Here is a 22,335-nt window from a genome sequence, read left to right as displayed (position 1 = left end):
GATCCGCAGACACAAGTGCGTACGCACAAGGAGCTTGAAAATGAAAGTAATTCTTAATCAGGATGTCAAACACCTCGGTGAAGAAGGTGACGTAAAAGTCGTTGCGAACGGATACGCGCGCAACTATTTGTTTCCGCGCAATTTGGCACTGCCGTTCAACGACGTGACCGTTGCATATTTTGAAAACCGCAAGGAAGAAATAGAAAACCGCAAAGCCGCCAAACGCCGCGATGCCGCCGGTATCAAAGAAAAATTGGAAGCGTTTACCATTGAATTGGCGATGCCCGCCGGTTCAAACGGCAAGCTGTACGGCGCCGTTACCAACCAGACGGTTGCCGACGAACTGCAGAAAAACGGTTTTGAAATCGAACGCAAACGTATCGAAATCCCCGGCGTAACCATCAAGAGCGTCGGTAAATATCATGCGGTCATCCGCCTGTATGAAACTGCGTCGGCTGAAATGGTGATTCTGGTAAGATCCCAGGAAGAAGCTGCCAAAGCCGCTGAATCCGCGGCAAAAGAAGAAACTGCGGCGAAAGAAGAAGCCGCGCCCGCCGAAACTTCAGAAAATACTCAGGCTGAATAAGCTATGCCGGCCGCGTCTCTCAAGGACAAAATTCCGCCGCATAATCTGGAAGCCGAACAGGCGACTTTGGGGGCGTTACTCCTTGATTGGGGCGCGGTCAGCACGGTAATCAGTTTTCTCCGTCCGGATCGTTTTTATTCACTGCAAAATCAAGTTATTTTTACGGCGATGCTTTCCCTGTTCAATAAGGGGCAGCACGGCGATTTATTGACGCTTACGGAAGAATTGCGTTCGACCGGCCAGTTGGACGCGGCCGGCGGTACGGCCTATATTTCGTCACTGACGGACACCGTTCCTACGAGCGCGAACGTCGAGTATTACGCTAAAATCGTACTCGATCAGTCCATCAGGCGCGAACTTATCAAGATATCTTCCCAAATTACCGCCGAATCGCACGATGAAACCAAAGAAAGCCGTGCGGTGCTGGAAGAAGCTCAAAACAAGATTTTTTCCCTGACTGATTTGAATCAGGCTCAGGATATCAAATCGATGGTCGATCTGGTTCCGAAAACGATCGAGATGATCGAAATGCATTATAAAAACCGCGACGCGTATACCGGCGTGCCCAGCGGTTTGACGGAACTTGATTCCATGACGAGCGGTTTTCAAAAGTCTGAATTGATCATCATCGGCGCGCGTCCTTCAATGGGTAAGACGGCGATGGCCTTGTCTATGGCGCAATATATTTCCATTGAAAAAAAAATTCCGACCGGTTTCTTTTCGCTTGAAATGTCGTATCAGCAGATCGGACAGCGTCTGCTGTCGCAGGAAGCCCGCATTCCGGCTCAGAAACTGCGGACGGGTATGCTGAAACTCGACGATTTTCAGAAATTGCAGGAAGCTGCCGGCCGCTGCTACGAAGCGCCGTTTTACATTGTGGACAGTCCGAACATGAAACTGCTCGATCTACGCGCTATGGCGCGCCGGATGCGGACGGTTCATCACGTTGAAATCATTTTTATCGACTATATCACGCTGATCACCAGCGAAAATACGACGATTCCCCGTCACGAACAGATTGCCGAAATTTCGCGGTCGCTCAAAAGTTTGGCCCGTGAATTGGACATACCGGTAGTGGCGCTTTCTCAAGTGCGCCGCGACAGTGAAGGGAAAGAACCGACTTTGGCCGACTTGCGCGAATCGGGCTCGATAGAACAGGATGCGGACGTCGTCATGTTCATTCACCGCGACCGTAAGCAGGCGGAATCGCTTGAAGCGGGCGCCGCGCTTGAAACCAGACTCGTGCTCGCCAAACAGCGCAACGGTCCCATCGGTTCCGTCGATATCATGTTCATTCCTTCATACACGAAATTCGAAAATCGCGCGGAATGAGCCGCCATCCGCGTACAGCTTGAAACCGGCTGCGGTTATGCCGCCGTTTCTGTGGCTGAGGGTTGGGGCCGATTGAGGCTGCGGTTATGCCGCCGTTCGACAAAGAATGCGCCGCCGGATATTTATACTTCGGCGGGATTCAATACCTGATTTTTCAGAATTCAAACCACATGCCGTCTACGGTCATGTACCAGTCTGCAAGCACCGTTCCGCTTCCGGGATTGTACCAGGAAATGCTTCCGTCGCGGTTCAAAACGGCGACGCGTTTTTCGTTCCGTGTTATTTTAAGCGGCAGGGATGCCGAACGGTTCAGCTGTACTTCCCGGCGCGTTTTGACGTCGTATGAACGGATCTGGTCGCGTCCGATATTCGTGTAGAGTATCGAACCGTATAGTGACGTGAACGCATCCGTATCTTCGTCCGAAATCATCATGATGGACGCAACTGTTTTGCGCGCCGGATAATACGCAAAAATCGTCGTTTTTGTTCCGGCTGCGGCGGTGGAAACGTTGATACCGTATATGGGAGCGTTTTCGGCCGCAGCGTCGTAGCTGAGGGAAAACGCGACGTTCCCGCTGACCGGCAGCATGACGGTTTCCTTTGTCTGCGTGTTTACGTTGATAAGCGGCGACCGCGGATTGCTCGACGCCGACTTTGCAACGAACAGATCCGTATCGTTGTATAAAACGGCGTCCTGCAGACCGGTTCCCGTGTAGAGTTTGCTCTGCGTGCCGCCCGTAATATCGTACAGATTGACGGCGGTGTTTCCTTCAATAAAAATCAGTTTATCGTTGAAAAGGCGGAGCATCTGGACGTACGTTTGCGGAGTAAAAAGGGATTTGACCGCTTTCGTTTCCAGATCCATAAACGCAATTTCCTTGCGCGTTCCTTTTGTCCATAAAATCAAACCGTTCTCATACGGAATCAGATTCGTATATCCGTTGTTGCTGCCGACCGTTTCGACGATGCCCGTATCGTACGATGTCTTGAAAATCGAATTCGACGTCAGACAGTAAAAATCGTCGCTGATCGCCGCAATATCGTATATTTTGTCATACATATTGTCGGTAAGCGGTACGAGTGCCAGGGTATTCGCCGAGGGCAGACTGTCCGTCGTGTATACGTTTCCCGTTTTTGTGGCAAGAATCAGCGTTTCGCCGCTTTTGGCCACACTGGTAACGGCGTCTTTGCCGCGCGGGCCGGTAAAACTTTTGACGGTTACCGGCGACTGAATCTGCGCGCCCGTTTCGGAAAGTTCGGAGGCGATCATTTTGAGCGTGTACGTTCGCCCGTCGAATTCCGTGTAGTATAAAACCGCTTCATCGGGACTGTTGAACAGCATCGGTGATTTTGCGGCTATCCGGGCGACGATGTTGCCGTTCAGTGCGTCTATAATGTGGATCTGATTGTTTTTTACGCCTGCACAAAACAGGCTGCTGCTGAACAGCACGACTTGTTCCAGCTGCTGTTCCGTCTGAAACCGAGTTTTTCGCGTTCCTTTCGTCATATCGTAATACGTCAAATGTCCCGCCGGAGAATACATGACGGCGCTTTTTTCCGACGAACTGCCGTGTATCATGTTGACGATGCCGGTCGGTTCCTTGATTTTGGATACGACGGTGCCTCGCTGCGGATTTAAATACACGACGCCGTTTACCGTCGCCGTTCCCACGGCGAGCAGGGTGCCTTTCGCGGTAAAGGAAAGCGCCGTTACCGTGTTTTCAAAGGTTTTTACGAACTTCCGCGTCAGTGTCTGCCAGTTCCAGACGGACACGCGGTGTACGGAATAGCCGTCGGTTTCGTATACGGCGATATCGGTTCCGTTCGGATGGAGTGCAACCAATCTTATTTCAAGTTCGGAAAGCTGATAATGTTCTCCCAGTCCGTCGTTCGTCCATTTGATCAAAAAACCGTCGTTTCCCGCGGTAAAAAAAGATTGATCCGTTTTATTTACGGCCAGAGCGGAAACGGCTGCCTGATGCGATTGAGTCGAAATATGCGACGATGCCGCTGCGAGTGAAACGGCCGCGGCGAGCGTACCGATACAGATTGCTTTTTTGAACGTTGATTTCAATTTCATATGATACCTCAAAATCCTGCTAAAACGTAGCGTATGTCACTGAACAGGGCCACTCCGAATAAAAGTACGATAAAAGCAACGCCTGCGAATTGTATGTAATAAATGATTTTCGGCCGGATCTGTTTTTTCCGCAGCAGTTCGATGATTGCGAACAGAATGATGCCGCCGTCCAAAATCGGAATCGGCAGCAAATTCATGATGCACAATGAAATGCTGATGAGCGCCAAAAAATTCAGCGTACTGACCAGACCCGCGCGGAATCCGGCTTCAAATCCGCTTTTTACCGTGTCGCCGAGCATGACGGTGATGCGTACCGGGCCGGAAACTGCCTGCGTTACGTCGACGCCTTGGAACAGCAGTCCGATGCTTTTAAATGTCAGTGCGATAAGATTTCCCGTTTCGGCGACGCCGCGTCCGATAGCCGGAAAGAACGAATATCGCTGCGCTTCGTGCGCAGGCACCGAAAAACGAAGCCCTGCGGAAGCCTCCGCCGGAACGGTGAGAGTGCAGACGGCTTCGGTCTCGCCGCGCACGTACGAAACGGCCGCGCTGTCGCCTGAGGGCAGGGTTTTCTGCAAATCGACGGTATTGAAAACGGGGCTGCCGTTTACCGCCGTAATTCGGTCTCCCGGCTGCAAGCCGGCTTCGGCTGCGGGACTGTCCGTTTCGATTCCGCTGACGATCGGGTCGACCCAATTCATGACGCCGAGCTTGCCCAGCCCGCTGTCCGTGTCCATATCGGTCGTCGCCGTAAACGACAGCCGCTCGTTGCCGCGCTGTACGCTGATTTCAACCGTTTTGCGCGGATTTGTTCCGATGAGTTCCGATATGTCGGAAAACGTTTCAACGGGCTTTCCGTTTATGCTCAGAATCCGGTCGCCTGTTTTCAGTCCCGCTTCCCGTGCGGCGGACGGCGTGTCGGCGTATAATTCCGTTGCCAGAATAATGCGGCTGTCGGCGGAATAATACGTGTAGCCGGTGAGGGCGATAACGGTAAACGCGGCGACGGCGAACAGCAGATTCATGAACGGTCCTGCAAACGCGATGAGCGCTCGCTTGACCGGATTCGCATAAAATCCGTCCGATTCGGCAGGAATTTCCAGAAGGTTCTGTTCCAAAGCGTCTTTGAATGCGGTGTCGCCTTTCATGCCGCAGTAACCGCCGACCGGCAGCAGCGAAAGTCGGTAGTCGGTGCCGTTGATCGTTTTGTGAAGCAGAACGGGACCCATTCCGATGGAAAAACTCTCTACGGTCACGCCGCACATTCTTGCAACTATAAAATGTCCCAATTCGTGAATGAACACGATGAATCCGAGACAGAGAATTCCCCATACGATAGTCAATCAGAACCTCCGGACGCCGTCAGCAATTGTTCCGCATACGAACGCGCCTGTGAATCAAACAAAAATACGTCGGCAATGGTAACAGGCGGCGTACTCCAGTCTTTTTGCATAACCCGTGCGGTTATGCGGTCTATATCGCGGAACGCGGCTTTTCCCTGCAGAAAGGCGAGGGCGGCGACTTCGTTCGCGGCGTTGTACGCGATCGTATACGAACCGCCTTTCGCTGCCGCTTCATACGCGAGCGGCAGCATCGGAAAATCGTTCAGCCGGGGAGCGGCGAACGTCATGGTTATTTCTTTGCCGTCGGCGCCGGCGTTCAGGCAGGTGATATCGAACGGTTCAAGCGAATTCGGGACGGTTTCCGGCCAGGTCAGCGCGCTTAAAATGGGATGCCGCATGTCCGGATGCGAAATCTGCGCGTACAGCACGCCGTCGTTCGTTTTGACGAGCGAATGCACGAGACTTTGCGGGTGAACGGTCACTTTTACCCGTTCGGGCGGAAAACCGAAAAGCCGGCACGCCTCTATGACTTCAAGTCCCTTATTGGCAAGCGTCGCGGAATCGATCGTAATCTTTTGTCCCATATCCCACGTCGGATGGCGGAGCGCTTGTGCGGCGGTTACCGACGGAAGTTCGTCCGCAGGGACGCATCTGAAAGGTCCGCCGGACGCCGTCAGTATGATTTCCGATACTGAATCGGCACCGTAATGCCGTATCAAATTGAATATCGCCGAATGTTCCGAATCGACCGGCAGCAGCGCGCAGCCGTTTTCTTCGGCCAATCGGATAACGAGCGGGCCGGCCATAACGATCGTTTCCTTGTTTGCAAGCGCCAAATCGATGCCGGCGTTCAAAACCATGACCGACGGCTTCAATCCCGCCGAGCCGGCGATTCCGTTTACCGCGACGTCCGCTCCGCTTGAACGGATAAAGTGCTCCGTTTCGGCTTCCGTCGCCGGACCGGTGAGGAGTGCCGGGCATTTGAACTCTGCCGCAAGCGCTTTCAGTTTCCCGGCCGCCGTATGCGCGGTAAGTCCCGCCGCTTCAAAACGATCCGGAAATTCGCGGATGATATCGAGTGTGCTGGTGCCGATGGAACCGGTGCAGCCGAGGACGAGAACCCTTTTTTTCATACGCTACCTGAACATGACCGTCGATAAAAGATAAAAAACGGGAGCGGTCAGCAGTATCGAATCGACGGAATCGAGAATTCCGCCCCGTCCCGGTATCAAGTTGCCTGAATCTTTGCATTGCGCGGATCGTTTGAACACCGATTCCGCCAGATCTCCGAGAATAGCCGTTACGGCGACGGTAAAACCGAGTACGAGCATTTTGACGACGGAACCGGTAAATATTTCCGGCCAGCAAAACCATCCCGCGGCGCCTGCCAGCATGGATCCGCAGATACCGCCGACGAATCCCGCGATGCTTTTATTGGGACTCGCCTTGACGAATCCCCGGTTGTTTGTGCCGAACAACATGCCGAACAGCCATGCGAACGAATCGCAGATGAACACCATTACTAAAAATACCGTAATATACTGCGTCGCGTACGGCAGCCGCGTCATGCGCGACACGAACGTGAGCAGATACCCGCCGTACAGCAGTACGAACAGCGAACCTGTTATCCGTTTATTTGAGTCGGCAAAGATTTCAGTGTCGTTTTCCCGACTTTTTGCCGGAACGAATATTTCCAGAACCAGCAAAATCATAAAAGCGATGATAAACGCGAACGTCGTCAATTCAAACGTTAAGCCGGTGAGCGCACAAACGAGGGCGATTACCGGAATGACTGCCGAAAGCAGTACGACCGGTACCATCGGCTGCATCGGTGATTTCAATCGCAGCAGATGATAAATTTCAACGGAAGACAGCGTCGCTACGATGATGAGCGCCGCGTGCAGTATGATATGCTGCCGGAACGGAACGTACACGATAAGCAATACTAACGGAATGCCGACGAAGAAAGTCAATAAACGTTGTACGATTTTACTCATATTTTACCTCTGTCAGATTCCGCCGAAGCGTCTGTTTCTGCTCCGGTATTCTGCGATCGCGTCGTGAAATTCCCGCTCCGTATAATCCGGCCAAAGCGTGTCGGTAAACACCAACTCCGCGTAGGCCGAATGCCACATCAAAAAATTGCTCAGTCGTTTTTCTCCGCCGGTTCTGATAATCAAATCGGCGTCAGGCAATTCCGGTATATCGCAGAATTCCGTCAATGCTTCCGGCGTAACGTCCTTAGCGCTGCGAGTTTCGGCAAATTTTTTGAACGCTCTGATAAGTTCGTCTCTGCCGCCGTAATTTATCGCCAAAACGACCGTCAGACCGGTGAACTGTTCCGTATCCGATTCGGCAAGCAGGATTTCTTTGCTGATATTTTCAGGTAAGCCGCTTACGTCGCCCAGATGGCGTATTCTGATTCCGTTTTTCTTATAAAACTCAAATTCACCCCGCAAATGGGTCTGTATGAGGTTCATGAGAAAACCGACTTCTTCTTGTGTGCGTTTCCAATTTTCGGTAGAGAACGTATAAAGCGTTACGTATTTGACGCCGATTCGGGCGGCGGCGGCAACTATTTTTTTTGCGGTTTCGAGCCCTTCTTTATGGCCGAACGTACGCGGTAAATTTCTTTTTTTTGCCCAGCGGCCGTTCCCGTCCATGATAATGCCGATGTGGGCGGGAACGGTATGCATATCGATTGCTGCGGTCATCAGCCTTCCATTATTTCTTTTTCTTTTTCTTCAAGAATCTTATTTATATCCTGAATGAATTTATCGGTTGATTTCTGGAGTTCCGTTTCCGCCGTTTTTAAACCGTCTTCGGTAAGCGAGCCGTCTTTCTGCTGTTTTTTCAGATCGTCGTTTCCGTCGCGGCGGATATTACGGATGGCGACGCGGCTGTTTTCCGCCGTCGCTTTCGCCTGTTTTACCAGTTCCTTGCGGCGGTCCGCCGTTAACGGCGGAATGGCGATGCGGATCACTTTGCCGTCGTTCGACGGGTTCAGTCCCAGTTCCGATTTCTGAATCGCTTTTTCAATTTCGCCGATCAGCGATTTATCAAAGGGCTGAATGACGATTGAACGCGCTTCGGGAACCGAAATCGTTGAGACCTGATTCAGCGGAGTAGGCGTACCGTAATAGTCGACGCGGACTTTATCAAAAATCGCCGCGGAAGCGCGGCCGGTCCGGAGTGTCTTAAAATCATCTTTTAACGCCGCAATCGTTTTTTCCATGCGGGCAATGCTTTTATCGTTTTCTGCCATTGTAAACTCCTGATATAAAAAAACGTACGGGCGGACGGGGGCGGTTAAACGAAGCGTTTCGTCCGTCCCGTATCCGTCCGCTGCGTGCGTTACGCACCCAACTGATACGTTACTACTTTTGCCAGGGACAATTTCGTACCGGCGTCTTTTGCAACTGCTTCCATCTTTTTTGCAACGGAAACTTTATCGTCTTTGACGAACGGCTGATCAAGGAAACAGATTTCCGCAAGATGTTTGTTGATTTTTCCTTGAACGATACCTTCCTTTACGTTTTCAGGTTTATCGAGTTCGGCAACCTGTTTGGTAAAAATTTCCGTCTGTTCGGCGATATACGCCGCGTCGACATCGTCGCGTTTAATGTATGCGGGGAGGAACGCCGCGATGTGCAGACAGCAGTCGTGTGCGAATTCCTGCACTTCCGCGTTTGACGTGCCGGCCGCCGAATCGGCTGCCAATACGACGACGACGCCCGTTTTACCGTCGCTGTGAACGTAGCTTGAAACGGCCGCGTTTTCGGGAATATCGATGATTTCCAGGCGGCGCAGAGACATGTTTTCACGGATTTTAGTCGCCAGATCGAGCAGCATTCCCGACAATTCTTCGTTTACGGAGGTAAACCCTTTGGCAAGCGCCTTCGCAGCGATATCGTTTCCGATTTTGATAAAATCTTCGTTCTTTGCGACAAAGTCCGTTTCGCAGGTCAATTCGCAGATAACCGCTTTTTTGCCTTCGATTTTTATGAAAACGCGGCCTTCGCTGGTCGTGCGTCCCGCACGTTTTTCAACGGCGGCAAGACCTTTCTCTTTTAACAATTTTTCCGCAGCGGCAGCGTCTCCGTTCGTTTCCGTCAGCGCTTTTTTGCATTCCATCATACCGGCGCCGGTTTTTTCACGCAGCGCTTTTACATCTGATGCTTTGATTTCCATTTATATCTCCAGAATTATAGGCATGGGGATACCGAGGATATTCGTCTCATCCCCGTTATTCCGTCGGCTTTACCGTGCTTGTGCACGGTAAAACTCACGCTCGAACCAAGGGATTCGTCCGAAAAAATCCCGGACGATTCTTGTCCCCTGTTTGAGTTTATTTATACAATTTATCCTCATCGACCAATTCGGTATCTTCGGAAGCTTCTTCGTCTTCTTCTTTAGGTTCGGTCGGTGTGTAATTGCTGTAATCGATGATTTCTTCTTCTTCCGATTTTACGGCGGCGTCCGTCGTTACTTCGTCTTCGTCATCCTGCAGATTTTCGATAATCTTCAAGCCCGTTTCGTTGTCGGCGTCGATAACCGCGTTCGCAATAACCTGAGTGAACAGGCTGATTGCGCGGATAGCGTCGTCGTTGCCGGGAATGGGGTAGTCGATTCCTTCAGGATTGCAGTTGGTATCGACTACCGCAACGATCGGAATGCCCATGCGGCGTGCTTCCGCTACCGCGATCTGTTCCTTGTGCGTATCGATGATGAAAATGATACCGGGCAGATCTTTCATTTCTTTAATACCGCCCAGGTTCTTTTCAAGTTTGCTTTTCTCTTTCTGAATGGATGCGATTTCTTTTTTGGTAAGATTTTCAAACGTACCGTCGATTTCCATTTTTTCAAGTTTTTTCAAACGGAGCAGCGACTTTTTGATGGTTGAAAAGTTGGTAAGCATACCGCCGAGCCAGCGATTGTTTACATAATACATGCCGCAGCGTTCCGCTTCTTTGGCGATAGCCTGCTGCGCCTGTTTTTTTGTACCGACGAACAGTACGGATTTGCCGGCAACGGTTACTTTGCGGACCGCTTCGTACGCTTCCTTAATGGAAACGATCGTTTTCTGCAAATCGATAATATGAATCCCGTTTCTTTCCGCAAAAATATATTTTTTCATGCGGGGATCCCAACGCTTGACCTGATGTCCGAAATGTACACCTGACTCAAGCAGACTCTTCATGGTTACTACTGCCATGAGATACTCCTTCACCGGAAAAACGGATCGTTTTTCCACCTGACTCTGATTCTCGTTGGCAAAACGGACAAAAAGTTCGTTTTGCGCCCGGAAGATCGGATAAACCGGCGGACACACAATCCGTACGGTTTTCCGGCACCGTTTTCCCGTACCGTGCGTTTAATCACCGATAAGGGAATAACCTTGCTCCTTTAACATATCATATAATTCAAAAAGTGGCAAGCCGACGACGGCGCTGTTCGTTCCTTCTATTTTACGGATAAAATACGAGGCAAGCCCTTGTATGCGGTAGCCGCCGGCTGCGTTATGCCACTCACCGGTCGAAAGGTACCAGTCTATTTCTTCTTTTGAAAGTTCCGTGAACGTTACGAGCGTTTTACACGTTCGGGTACTCAGAAAATGCAGATTCCCGTTGTATAAGGCGAGTGACGTAACGACGGTTTGCGTTTTTCCCGAAAACGTTTCCAAAAAACGCGTTGCTTCGTCCGTGTCCGCAGGTTTGCCGTATGTTTTTCCGTCAAGAATGGTAAGCGTGTCGGCACCTAAAATCCACGGTACTTCCTGTTCCGGCGGCAGGACTTTTGTCACGTACTCGACTTTTTTTGAAGCGAGGAATTCTGGTATGAGTTCAAGTTCCATGTCTCCCGTGTCCGATTCGTCTACGTCGGGAATGATGACCTGAAACGGGATTCCCATCATTTTCAATATTTCTTGCCTTCGAGGTGAACCCGATGCAAGTATTATAGGTTCCATATGAACTTCCTTAGTTTATTTTTGTACTGTACGCCGTTTATTACTTGACATTGAAGGTAATTATCTATATCCTAATAACCGCGTGAGAGATTAGCTCATTTGGATAGAGCGTCGCCCTCCGGAGGCGAAGGTGGCAGGTTCGAATCCTGTATCTCTCGTTCCCATAAACTAAGGACATCCTTTTAGGATGTCCTTTTTGTTTTGCCGTTAACGGGACGCCTGTCCGGTCAACGTTTTCAGCAAGTCGAGCGCTTTCGTCCTGACGGGCGTAGCATACGTGTAATTCGACGCGATTGAAGATATTGACTGAATCATCGGTCCTTTATCCTGTACGGTCGGAGCGAGTTTTTCGTACGCGAACAGAATTTCAAGCGCGAGGCTGCTCGTGGGATTCAAAACGGCGAATTTTTTCTGAGCCCATGCGATCGTTGAAACGACTTCGTCGTTTGAATTGATGCCGATGTCGCCCAAAGAACGGATCGCCGCCGTTACGACCATCGGTTCGTTGTCCGCAAGCGCGATTTTTACCAATGTGGTTTTTGATTCTTCCGTGGGAAGCTGGCCCAGCAGTTCGCACGCTTTCGTGCGCACGTCGGGAAAGTTGTTCATGAGCCGGCCGTTCGTTCGCGACTGCGTCGTAATGCCTTCACCGGCAAGCGATTCCAGTGCGGTCTGAATATCAGGGCTCGTTCTGCCGGCTGCGAGTGCGTTTTCAATATATTGCAGTGATACGAATTTATTGTCGCGGTCTTCCGCCTGCGATAATTCCCGGATGATGACATCCTCCACGTTGCTCAGATATTCTTCTTCAACAGTTGTTTCAGTTTTCCGTGTTACCTGCTGCTGCTGCGCAAACAAGTTCATGCAAAACAGACCGGCACATACGGCTGCTGCAACTCTGACTGTTTTCATCATTTCCTCCTGATACTCTCAGATTCCATTCAGTATATCTCATGTCGGGTAAAAAATCAATGTTATAATCTGTCCAATGAAAGAAACCATTCATCGTCTATTTTTTCAAAATAGTAATAAATGATATCCGTATTGTCCTGCACCTGCACGGCTTTGACGGACGTACCCGAAATATACCGGATTTCATCAACGACGCGTCCCTGCCGGGACGGAATGAATATGAATTTGAAATAATCTTCCATACTTTTTATCTGGAAGCCCTTGACCGGCAGACGGGATGACACTTCTTTCAAATTCAGGGGATTTTTCCAATACGCGATGGAGGCTGGACTCACCAGAGACAGCCACGCCTGATAGTCGCCGTTTTTCATGATCGTTTCAAGATCCTGTATGGTTTTGAGAATCGTTTTTTTATCATCTTCAAAGGTGTCTTTTGAAACCTGTTCTTCCTGTGCGAGCGCGCTGACTGAGCGGATGTATTCATCGTCCTCAGTCTGTTCGGCAGGATGCGTTTCCTGTTCGGGTTCGGTTTGTGAAACGACGACGTACGTCGGTTCCGTTTCGGGAACCGAGTCCGTTGAAAGACAACCGAAAAAGGGGATAAGCGCGGCAGCCGCCGGCAGGAATATTCCAAATTTCTTCATATTTTCTATTTTACAACTCTTTACCTTTTTCGTCAAATGTAATACTTTGGAAACGTATGATAACAGCTGTTTTTCCGGGATCTTTTGATCCGCCGACGTTCGGACATCTGAATATAATCGAGCGTGCCCGTACCATTTTCAGTGAAATACACGTCGTCGTTGCGGTTAATAAAGAAAAAAGATATTTATTTTCGGCGGAAGAGCGCGTTGCCCTGCTGCAAAAACTTACCGCCCATTGGGACAACGTAAGCGTGCACACGTGCGATACGCTGATCGTCGAATATGCGAAAACGCTCGGCGCGCGCGTATTGCTGCGCGGGATTCGCAACGTGAGTGATTTTTCGTACGAATTCGATTTATCCTTGATGAACAAGGCGCTGGCTTCCGATCTTGAAACCATTTTCATGCCGACCGAACCGCGCTTTTTCGTGCTGAAATCGAGTTCGATAAAGGAACTGGCTTCTTTCGGCGGCGACGTGTCGGCCATGGTTCCGGAATCGGTTGCGCGCGCGCTTGAACGTAAGTTTTCCAAATAATATTTCATTTTTTTTATGACATTTTTACAAAAAATGTGATTTTATATTTGACAAAACTTTAAAAAATGTTATAATGCATTGACAGGCTAAGGGAAAATGTTGTATTCTTAATCTGTTATATTCATAACAAATTATATAGCGAGGTTAAATATATGGCAGTACCCAGAGCGAAAACGTCGAAAGCTCGTACTCGGAGAAGACGGGGGATCAACATGAAGTTGGTTGCGCCCCAGCTCGTCGAGTGCGGCAATTGCGGCAACTTGATAATGCAGCACCGCGTATGTCCGAAATGCGGATTTTATCGCGGTCGCCAGGTGATTACACCGGAAAGCAACTAAACAGGAGAAAACAATGGACGAATTGTTTAACAAGATCCAGAAGCTGATTGCTGAAAAACTGGAAATCGATGCGGCGAAAGTCTCGCTTGATTCTTCTTTCCGCCAGGATTTGGGTGCGGATAGCCTTGACACCTACGAACTGGTTTACGCTATCGAAGAAGAAATGGGTGTGAAGATTCCCGATGAAAAAGCGAACGAATTTGAAACGGTAAGAGACGCTTACGATTTCATAAAATCACAGCAGGCATAACGTTTCGTGCTGGAGAACAAAGGTCTGTCTAAAAAAAATTAGGACAGACCTTGTTTCGTTTTAAAGCGATGTTTAAAAACGTAAAAGATATATTTTTCAAAGATTCGACTCTCTCCGCAGCGCGCAGAAATCAACTGCTCGATTTCGAGCGTGCAATTTCCGTTCATTTTAACGACCTGCAGCTGCTTGATTTGGCGTTTCATCACCGTTCGTACTCCAACGAAGGCGCAAATACCCGGTACAACAACGAGCGGCTGGAATTTTTGGGAGACGCGGTGCTGGGCATGGCGACGGCGACGTACCTGTACGAGTCGATGCTGGAACGCCCGGAAGGCGATCTTGCACGCATAAAATCGGTCGTCGTGTCCGAAATGACGCTTGCGCCGATTGCGCTTGAAATCGGTGTCGATTCGTGTCTGGTGCTGGGCAAGGGCGAAGAACTTTCCGGCGGCAGGACGAAAAAGGCCATTCTTGCCGATGCGGTGGAAGCCGTAATCGGCGCTTATTATCTCGATTCCGGATATTCCGCCGCGGAAAAACTGGTGCTTGAACTGATCGTGCCCGAAATTCAGAAAGTGCTGCAGAACAAGCATCACCGCGACTATAAAACGCTGCTGCAGGAATTTTATCAGAAAAAATATAAGGAATGTCCGGTATACGAATTGGTAAAGCGGACGGGGCCTGATCACGACCGAACTTTTTGGGTGTCCGTTCATCTGCACAGCGTTACCTACGGCCCCGCGAGCGGCAAAAATAAAAAAGAGGCCGAACAGTCCGCCGCCCGGCTTGCCTGGGAAGCGGTGGAGGGCGGCGACTGCTGAGTTTAAGGCGATGGTCCGCAATACGGCGGCTATCTGTCTACAGGTCGATGCTCCGCCTCAGGAGCGGGACTGTTTCCGTCAGTTCGATTTTTCCGCTTTTGACGCGGCTTTCGCTTCCTTTTTTGCCTGTTTTTCCCGTTCTTTCAGCAGCTGATCAGCCAAATCATCCGCGTCTGTCCGTTTCGACGGAATGTAGGAATACCGATTCGGCGCTTTTTTGCTGTAGCGGATTCCCAGATCAAGCTGATACTGCCACACGTAATCGTACGGTTCCATGTCGCGGTTCGTGCCGAAGTTGCCGTAATCGAACGAAAGGTAGCCGTTTATTTTGAGCGTCCACCGCCGGGCGATCGGCATTTCCACCCCGGCCATGCCGCCGATTCCCAAATCGATATAGTTCCAGCGGTCGCCCATCTGGTACAGAAAATGCAAGCCGGGCGCCAAATTGAACCGGACGAAATTCCACATATTCAGCTGGAAAACCGGTGCGGCGAACAAATCGAACGCAAAATTGAACATGTTTTTTGATACCTGCGGGTGTTTGTTGAACGAGTACGACAGCGGATAGTAAACGGAAAGCCGCACCATGCTGTCGAGCGGTTCCATATTCTTCGTTTCAAGTGTTAAAAAAGCTCCGCCGAGAAAGTCCCGGAATACGAAATTACTTCTGCCGCTCTGCGTGATTACGCGGGTAACCCAGGCGCCCGTAACGCCTTCATTGAAAACGATGAACGGTTTGTTTACGATAGCCGGAAAGCCGGACGTCGTGCTTCGGGCGGGGGCTTCCGAGCCGTCAGCTGCCGGCGGCGAAAGCTGAACCGGCGCCGGTTCAGCGGATTCCGGAAAAGCTTCCCGAGTCTGTGCCTGCACTTGAATCTGAGCTGCGGCAAGTGCGCAAAGAATGATCGCGCATAAAGGGTGTGTTCGTTTCATGTGTTGCATCCGTTAATTGGCCGTTTTGTATAAAGTCAGTGAAAGCGGATCTCCGTCTTCGGACGTCCAAGTCAAATACAGCATGTTGCCGCGAATATCCCATTCGGAAACGATTTGTTTGCCGCTGTTCGTGGTAAACGAAATCGCGTTGAGCAGCACCGTGTAGGCTCCTTCCGAGCGGGAGGCGACGCCGAGCGCGTCGGTGATGGTAGCGTTGAAATTGCCGTCCGCCATGAGCGTTATTTTGTCGCCGCGGTTGTCCGCCCAGGTTCCGTACAGCGGACTCGGTTCGGCACAGCCGGATACGAAGCATATCGCCGCAATGTACAGCAGTATGATAATCGGTGCATATACGTTATATTTCTGCTTATTCATAATTTTTCCTTTCATGGTATTTTTATTCTTCGCCTATAAGCCAGCTGACTTCCTGCCGGGCGAATCCGTCGGGTTCAATACCGTACGACCCGCCGCCGGCCGCGCCGCCTTTTATCTGAATTTTATCGTAATACACTTTACCCGGATACATACCGGAGCAAACGACCGTTCCGTCCATGCTGCCGCTCGCATCCATGCTTGCGGACGTGTTGGTGTCTCCTGTGAGGGTAAAATAGATACCTTTGGCAGCGTCGTTGTCGGTATAAAAATCGGCATAATTTTCGTAGTGCATGGTAATGCGCGCGCCGAGTCCCGCGACTTTCGCATTATAACTGAGCGAGCCGCCGAGGAGACCGTAAACCGATTCCGAGCCGAGCTTGTCCATATCGCTCGATTTGTGCATGAGCGTCAGTTTTTTCTGCGAAGCTTTGACCGTTTTATTGTATTCGCGCATGTACTGTTCGTACGTCAGCGCACCGTATCCGATCGCCGTATCCGTGTAATTGGTTCCCTGTCCGAGTGCGTTCAGTGAAAGAACCCGGTAATAATACTGTTTCCCGGCTTTGGACGTTTCATCGGCATCGATAAAGAATGTATCGGTAATCGGGCTGTCCGTTATTTTTCTGTAGCCGCTTGTCTCTTTGGTGGATCGGTACACGTGGTAGCCGGCCGGGGTGTCGTTTGAAGGCTTGTTCCAGGTGATTTTGACCGGATACACGCCGGAACTGTTCGCCGTCATATAGGCGCCGTCCAGATTCTGCCGCTGCGTTGCCGTAATGTTTTCCGCAGCGAACGGCGCCGGTGCCGTTATGCTGCTGAACGTGCTGGTAACCGAACCGTTTTTCGTTTTGATTTTATAGTAGCTGCTGTTTTGGGAAAGGGTGACAGAAAGATATCCGTCTTCGACCGTGAGCGTGTTCGCCGCTGCCGATTCGAGCAGATTTGAAAAAGTTCCTTCCGCGCTGCTGTCGCCGTAGATTTCATATGTGTAAGAACCCTGTTCCGCGGCAGAACCGATTGCGGGCGTCCATTTGAGGATGTTTATTTCATTATTGTTTTTGACCTCTTTGATCGCGGAAAGCGTGTCGGGCGGACTCAAAACGAACCCTTCGGCAGGTACCGCGTCCGATGCGCCGGATGCAGAAAACTTGCTTTTTAGGACTTTTTGGGTTTCCGCGTCCGTCGTGGCCGCCTGAATCTGATAATAATAGTAAATTCCGGGTTTCAACGATTTCGAGTCGGTATACGTCGTAGCGGTAGCGCCTGATTTCAGCAAAGTAAACGAAGTGTCGACGGAACTGGTTCGATATACGGAATAGGTTACGCCGATACCGGCGACCGTATCCCAGCTGACGGCGATGCTGTCCGTACTCGTTCCGCGGCCGTTGGTAACCGTAACGTTTTTGGGCTGTCCGGGAGCGCCCGCGACCAGCGCATAGCCGAGCGCGATCGAACTGTGCGCCGACTGTATTCCGTGACTGTTGTTCGCGTATATGAGGTAATAGAATTCGGTTCCCTGTTCGCTTGAGTCGATTTTATTGATGTACTGATTTCTGTCTCCGGTAACGTTCGCAATTCGCACCGCACCGGCACCGCTCGAATTGGTAGCCCGGTATACGTCGTACGAAGCTGCGCCGGCGGTTTTGTTCCAATATACGGTTACTTTGTCTGTCGATTCGCCCAAGTCGGCTCTCACGTTTGAAGGCGGCGCGAACAGCGTGCCGTATTCAGGCTCGGTGAACGGGCTCGGTTCGTATTTTTCACGGGTATTTTCGGCCGATATGCGGTAATAATACCGGTTGGCGTATTCTTCGGCGGACGCAGAAACGTTCCGCAAAATGGTATCGGTATAGCTGGTACCGTACACGGCCTGTTCCAGAACGTTGAACAGGCTTTCGTCGGGCTGTGCGTACGAACCGTCGGGAGCGGGCGAAACGACCGCCCGTTCAAGCCGGTAGGATACGGCGCCGGTTACGGACTGCCAGGTTATGTCAATCGTTGAAGGCGATTTGCTTTGCGATACGAATACCTGAGCCGGTGCGGAAAGTTCGGTTATCTTTTCTTTATCGGAAAGCAGTCCCGAAAGCGTCCCGTTTGACAGTCCGCTCATTGCCACTTTCCCTTGGAACAGTTCCGCGCAGGAAGTGAGAAATAATGGAAAAATGATAAGGGCATATAGCATTTTTTTCATGATTTTATTTCCATTCCTCGGTATCGTTCAAGTATCCGCCGGGAACGGCAAACGGGAGTGTGAACCCCGGAGCGTTGCCCATATCATATGTAACGGTTTCATTATTCCAGACTACCGTAACGGTTCCGGACGAACGTGATACGTTCGAACTGTCTTTTGAATTTTCACCGTTAAATTGAATTGTTCCCGACATTCCGTTATAAATCACCGTCATTGGCGAATCGGTCCAGTAATGTGTTTGATATTTATAGAGTAAGCCTCCGCGGGCTTTCAATGTTCCCGAAATATTTACGGCAGCTACTTCTGCGGTACCTGATTTTGGTAAGTGTTTCGCATCGTAATTCGTATAGTCCAGCGTAATCGTATAATCCGAAGGCCCCCAATTGAAAGAAGATTTTGACGATAATCCCGGTATGCTACTGCCGTCAGAATTCGATCCGCTCGTTCCGCGCGCTTTATACATTCCTGTGCTCATACCGATTAATGTCGCTTTCGTGAATTCTTCCGCTGTTATCTGCCGAGCGCCCCATTTGACGTATTCGTTTTCGGCTCCGTCCGCCCAGGTGTACGTAGGCTGCGGGCTGTACGTACGTTTTCCGTCGGCGTTTTGAGTAAAGGCTCTGATGCGGAAGTAGTGCTTGTAGTCGCGCAGCACTTTCAGCAGTCCGCCGGTGTTGTCGACCGTTACGGAATACGTGTTCTGCGCGGTAAATCCGCTTTCATCGAATTTGAGTTCTTTTATTTTTTGCCAGTCCGATGACAGATTATGATTGAGCACTTCTATAACGTAGCCGCTGAGCATTCGGTTATATACGCTGCCGTTTTCGGCCGCGGTCCATTCAATTCGTTCATTTCCGACTCCGAGATCGGTTCTGCTGGCAGACCCTATTTTCGGTATCGGCAGAATGAATCCTGCAGCACGCTTTTCAGCTGTGTACGTCGTATCCGTGATTTTATCACTGAATGCGATATACGCCGTGTCTTCAATCGGTTTCGAGCTGACAGCTGTGATCAATCCGACGGCGTATTCGTAAACAATTCCGGGAACAGCAGTGGTGTCTTCATAAGACATGACTTTGCAATTATCGGAAATCGTCTCCCACGTATCGGTTTTTTCAATACGCCGGTAGATTCGGTAGATGGGTGAAATTCCTGCGGAGAGCGTCGGGTTTGTCCAGGTGACGAGGACGGAGGTATTTTCCGCGGACGTCGCTTCTCCGCTCAGCGCCGCCGTCTGCCAGCCCTTTGAAGCCTGTACGTTCCAGCCGTAGCCGAGCGTGGAACCGCGTACCCGTACCGACGGATCCGAAGCGTGCGTAAGCGTAACGCCGCCCACAACGATACGCTCCGGCTCGGCGGAGTCGTATTCAAGGCTGCTCATGTCGTCCGCTGATACTAGCGGAATAATCGCATAATCGTACGGGCTTCCCCACGGAAGGCGTGACTGCGCCGTCTGCCAGCCGCTGTTTTGATCGGTTACGGTCTGTATCGCGGTGTCATTCAGCGTGTACGAACCGTCTGCGTTTTGCTTTACGGTTACCGCCGCCGTGATATTTTCATCAAGACCGCCGCTGAGTGAAACTGTCGGAGTACTGTCCGTGCCGGTTACCGTATATGTCTGCACACTTTTGGGTGTTCCGGCAATTCCGTTTTCAGGCGTTTCATAGTACGTTCTGACGACTGCGTACGCGGCGGCGCCCGATACCTTTTTCCAGGTAACGGTTATCGCGTCGGTACCTACCGACTGCGTCGCTTTGGGACTGACGAGCGCCGGTCCCATCGTAGCTGACGAGAGCTGTGCGGTCGTGGTGTCGGACGTTACAACGGTTTGAGACTCGGTGTACGTTTCATCCGGCTGGAGTGTGATCGTTTTTTTGACAACGCTGCTTACCGCGGAAACCGATACGGTGATCGGGCGGCCCGAAACGCGGGCATCGTCGTATCCGTCCGGTTTGGAAAACGTATAAGAATAATAGCCGTCATCGGCATTTAAATTAGCGGCTTCCAGTTCGGCTTTCAGTGCGTTCAAATCTTTGTTGTAAGGGTTGTCCGCGTAGGCGCAGGAGAGACTGAATTTTTCGGCCGCAATCTTAGGCCATTTTACGGTAACCGAATCGTAGGCATATCCTGCCGGCAGCGGTGCCGGCGTCCGCAGCGTTTCCGCCGTTATCGGATCCGTGTTTTCCGTAACGCTGCTTTTAGCGTACAGCGTGTACGTCCGTTTATCTCCGCTCGCAGCCGGATCAGTGTACGTTACCGTATCACCGGTTTTGACCGTTTCGGGAATGGCGGAGGCCAGTTCGTCTTCGGTAATGACGGTTTCCGCCGCTTCGGGGGCGTTTTCATTCCGATAGCGCAGTTCGTATTTTAAGGACGCGTCGTATTCCCATGAGATTTCGAATTTATCTTTATACCCTGACGTTACGGAAAAAACGTTGATTTTTGGTTTCGCCGTATCGTCGGTAACCAATATCTGACCGACTGCGGCAACCGAATCAACCGCCTGAGCCGTATCCGTTACACCTGCGGGAACGATATACAATTTGTATTTGTAATATCCGCGGACGGCGGCTGCACCGTTTCCGGCAAGATCGAACGACCGTCTGTATTCGTTTACGTCGGCAACACTTTTATGAACTGCCGCGGGTTGTACCGTTCCCTCCGTATCCGCGGCTCCGCCGTTGTCGCCTTCCAACTTGTATTTTATTTCTTCAATAATAAACTGATAATCGGAATCTTTGCCGAGCGCATCCCAGCTGAACTTGAATCCGACTTCCGCCGCAACGTACGCGGGATTTCCCTCACTGTTCGTTCCGACCGTTTGCCTGAACGAATCCGTTTTAAACGAAGCGGCTGACAGCATCCAGCCCGACGTTTCCGCGGACGACAGATCGGAGGTGATTTCCCGCGTCGTATCGTCGGCAAACGCCTGCACTTTATATTCGTAGCGCACGCCGCGCGTCAGCTCGGCGGTATCCGTGTACGTGACCGTCGCGCCGGGTTCATATGTTGATGAGCCGAAGTTGACTTTACCGGTTGCATCCGCGTCTTTTCCGAAATACGCACAGATCGGTGTGTACGCGGCCGGCTGCTGTCCGTCGGCAGCTTTGGCGCGGCGGTATATTTTGAAATAGAGCGCGTGCTGTTCGTATACGCCGCTTGAAACGGCCACGTCGACGAAGTCGGGCAGTGTGAACGTCAGTTTGACGTTGTCTTTTGCCGTTCCTTCGGCGGCGCTCAGTGATTCCGGCGGATTGGGCCGCAAACGCCGCGCAGTCGCCGCGTCTACGGCTTCACTCGTTTCGATTTTATCCTGAGCGGTGACCAGGTATGCTTCAACCCTATACGCGTACGACGTGTTCGGCGTTAAACCGGTAAACGACGCCTGCGTCGTTGCGGTTACGGAGCCGTCTACCGGAATCCGCGCGATTTCCGTGTTGCGCGCGTCGGAACATATAACGGTATACCGTACCCGACTCTGATACGCGTCGACGTTACCCATATACCAATATACGGTTATGGCGCTGTCTTCCGCGCCGGATGAACCTTGTATATCGCTTATAACCGGCTGTGCCAAACTGGTACCCCGAACTGCGAGGCTAAACGGCGATTCTTTTCCCGCCGCGTCAACCGCCGTTACTTTATAGTACGCGTCGGTTCCCGCAGGAACCTTCAGCGTGTACGTCGTTTTGGCGTCGGACGTTTCACCGATTTGTTTGAACGTATCGTAAGGCGTGGCGGCGCGGTACACGTAATAGCGAACCGCTTTTTTTACCGCGTGCCAGGAAAGCGTTATTTCCTGTTTTTGACCGTGCGTAGCGCTCAATTCCTGCGGAGCTGCCCACGCGGTGGCTTCGTTTCCGGTCTGCGACTGATTCTGCCCGTTCTGTACGTTCGGGATTGGCAATAATTGATTTTCGCATGAGACGCAGAGAAATAAAAGAGATATCAGATACAAAAATCTTTTCATATAATCCGCCTTATAGCTTGCATTTTAAAATATAAATTATAGCATTGTGAATCATA

Annotated in this window: 21 protein-coding genes and 1 tRNA gene; 7 read left to right on the top strand and 15 right to left on the bottom strand. The window is 51.0% G+C overall.

Translation table 11 applies throughout. The annotated features are described in order from the left end of the window. The first annotated feature begins 40 nt into the window (after positions 1-40). Both rplI and dnaB read left to right on the top strand, forming a co-directional pair. Positions 41-586 carry a 50S ribosomal protein L9 gene (rplI, locus tag TREBR_RS07330; protein WP_013758558.1) on the top strand — a complete coding sequence of 182 codons (546 nt, stop codon included), beginning with the start codon at positions 41-43 and terminating at the stop codon, positions 584-586. A gap of 3 nt (positions 587-589) precedes the next feature. Beyond that, the gene (dnaB, locus tag TREBR_RS07325) at positions 590-1,918 is read left to right on the top strand and encodes a replicative DNA helicase (RefSeq protein ID WP_013758557.1); all 1,329 of its coding nucleotides are present in this window, start codon (positions 590-592) and stop codon (positions 1,916-1,918) included. A 154-nt stretch (positions 1,919-2,072) separates the two neighbouring features. On the opposite strand, the gene TREBR_RS07320 is transcribed toward dnaB, so the two are convergent. The 9 genes from TREBR_RS07320 to TREBR_RS07280 form a co-directional block, all read right to left on the bottom strand. Next, positions 2,073-3,998, bottom strand: coding sequence for a WD40 repeat domain-containing protein (locus TREBR_RS07320; RefSeq protein WP_013758556.1), 1,926 nt, complete (start codon positions 3,996-3,998; stop codon positions 2,073-2,075). 8 nt (positions 3,999-4,006) lie between these two features. Next, the gene (gene rseP / locus TREBR_RS07315) at positions 4,007-5,341 is read right to left on the bottom strand and encodes an RIP metalloprotease RseP (protein ID WP_013758555.1); all 1,335 of its coding nucleotides are present in this window, start codon (positions 5,339-5,341) and stop codon (positions 4,007-4,009) included. Then, positions 5,338-6,474 (bottom strand): 1-deoxy-D-xylulose-5-phosphate reductoisomerase, encoded by a 1,137-nt coding sequence (locus TREBR_RS07310; protein ID WP_013758554.1) that lies wholly within the window; start codon positions 6,472-6,474, stop codon positions 5,338-5,340. Before TREBR_RS07310 ends, rseP begins: the two co-directional genes overlap by 4 nt. Positions 6,475-6,477: 3 nt before the next feature. Next, entirely contained in the window at positions 6,478-7,338 is an 861-nt protein-coding gene (locus TREBR_RS07305; protein WP_013758553.1) for a phosphatidate cytidylyltransferase, read from the bottom strand. Positions 7,339-7,350: 12 nt separating this feature from the next. Next, positions 7,351-8,055: a polyprenyl diphosphate synthase gene (gene uppS / locus TREBR_RS07300; protein ID WP_013758552.1), complete on the bottom strand. Its 705-nt coding sequence runs from the start codon at positions 8,053-8,055 to the stop codon at positions 7,351-7,353. Further along, positions 8,055-8,606 carry a ribosome recycling factor gene (gene frr / locus TREBR_RS07295; RefSeq protein ID WP_013758551.1) on the bottom strand — a complete coding sequence of 184 codons (552 nt, stop codon included), beginning with the start codon at positions 8,604-8,606 and terminating at the stop codon, positions 8,055-8,057. Before frr ends, uppS begins: the two co-directional genes overlap by 1 nt. Before the next feature lie 89 nt (positions 8,607-8,695). After that, entirely contained in the window at positions 8,696-9,532 is an 837-nt protein-coding gene (tsf, locus tag TREBR_RS07290; RefSeq protein WP_013758550.1) for a translation elongation factor Ts, read from the bottom strand. Between the two features lie 157 nt (positions 9,533-9,689). After that, positions 9,690-10,556: a 30S ribosomal protein S2 gene (gene rpsB, locus TREBR_RS07285; RefSeq protein ID WP_013758549.1), complete on the bottom strand. Its 867-nt coding sequence runs from the start codon at positions 10,554-10,556 to the stop codon at positions 9,690-9,692. A gap of 159 nt (positions 10,557-10,715) precedes the next feature. Further along, the gene (locus TREBR_RS07280) at positions 10,716-11,309 is read right to left on the bottom strand and encodes a Maf family protein (RefSeq protein WP_013758548.1); all 594 of its coding nucleotides are present in this window, start codon (positions 11,307-11,309) and stop codon (positions 10,716-10,718) included. Positions 11,310-11,393: 84 nt separating this feature from the next. Here TREBR_RS07280 and TREBR_RS07275 point away from each other — a divergent pair. Beyond that, positions 11,394-11,467: transfer RNA gene (locus TREBR_RS07275), tRNA-Arg, on the top strand. 49 nt (positions 11,468-11,516) lie between these two features. Here TREBR_RS07275 and TREBR_RS07270 read toward each other — a convergent pair. Together TREBR_RS07270 and TREBR_RS07265 are read right to left on the bottom strand one after the other, a co-directional pair. Beyond that, the gene (locus tag TREBR_RS07270) at positions 11,517-12,221 is read right to left on the bottom strand and encodes a HEAT repeat domain-containing protein (protein WP_013758547.1); all 705 of its coding nucleotides are present in this window, start codon (positions 12,219-12,221) and stop codon (positions 11,517-11,519) included. 62 nt (positions 12,222-12,283) lie between these two features. After that, positions 12,284-12,865 (bottom strand): hypothetical protein, encoded by a 582-nt coding sequence (locus tag TREBR_RS07265; RefSeq protein ID WP_013758546.1) that lies wholly within the window; start codon positions 12,863-12,865, stop codon positions 12,284-12,286. Between the two features lie 56 nt (positions 12,866-12,921). Between TREBR_RS07265 and coaD the strand changes: the two genes are divergently transcribed. The 4 genes from coaD (at position 12,922) to rnc (ending at position 14,810) form a co-directional block, all read left to right on the top strand. Further along, complete coding sequence (gene coaD, locus TREBR_RS07260) at positions 12,922-13,401, top strand: pantetheine-phosphate adenylyltransferase (RefSeq protein ID WP_013758545.1); 480 nt, start codon at positions 12,922-12,924, stop codon at positions 13,399-13,401. 152 nt (positions 13,402-13,553) lie between these two features. After that, complete coding sequence (rpmF, locus tag TREBR_RS14105) at positions 13,554-13,739, top strand: 50S ribosomal protein L32 (protein WP_013758544.1); 186 nt, start codon at positions 13,554-13,556, stop codon at positions 13,737-13,739. Between the two features lie 13 nt (positions 13,740-13,752). After that, positions 13,753-13,989, top strand: coding sequence for an acyl carrier protein (acpP, locus tag TREBR_RS07255; RefSeq protein ID WP_013758543.1), 237 nt, complete (start codon positions 13,753-13,755; stop codon positions 13,987-13,989). An 89-nt stretch (positions 13,990-14,078) separates the two neighbouring features. After that, on the top strand, positions 14,079-14,810 hold the full coding sequence (rnc, locus tag TREBR_RS07250) for a ribonuclease III (protein WP_041610729.1): 732 nt from the start codon (positions 14,079-14,081) through the stop codon (positions 14,808-14,810). A 78-nt stretch (positions 14,811-14,888) separates the two neighbouring features. On the opposite strand, the gene TREBR_RS07245 is transcribed toward rnc, so the two are convergent. The 4 genes from TREBR_RS07245 to TREBR_RS07230 form a co-directional block, all read right to left on the bottom strand. Next, entirely contained in the window at positions 14,889-15,743 is an 855-nt protein-coding gene (locus TREBR_RS07245) for a hypothetical protein (protein ID WP_013758541.1), read from the bottom strand. 12 nt (positions 15,744-15,755) lie between these two features. Further along, a complete protein-coding gene (locus TREBR_RS07240; RefSeq protein WP_013758540.1) occupies positions 15,756-16,118 on the bottom strand; it encodes a hypothetical protein in 363 nt (120 codons plus the stop codon). 22 nt (positions 16,119-16,140) lie between these two features. Then, positions 16,141-18,228: a fibronectin type III domain-containing protein gene (locus TREBR_RS07235; RefSeq protein WP_041610370.1), complete on the bottom strand. Its 2,088-nt coding sequence runs from the start codon at positions 18,226-18,228 to the stop codon at positions 16,141-16,143. 85 nt (positions 18,229-18,313) lie between these two features. Then, the gene (locus TREBR_RS07230; protein ID WP_013758538.1) at positions 18,314-22,279 is read right to left on the bottom strand and encodes a hypothetical protein; all 3,966 of its coding nucleotides are present in this window, start codon (positions 22,277-22,279) and stop codon (positions 18,314-18,316) included. Positions 22,280-22,335 lie beyond the last annotated feature (56 nt).

The organism is Treponema brennaborense DSM 12168, from assembly GCF_000212415.1.
Taxonomy (GTDB): Bacteria; Spirochaetota; Spirochaetia; order Treponematales; family Treponemataceae; genus Treponema_F; species Treponema_F brennaborense.
This window is presented reverse-complemented; position numbering and strand designations above follow the sequence as displayed.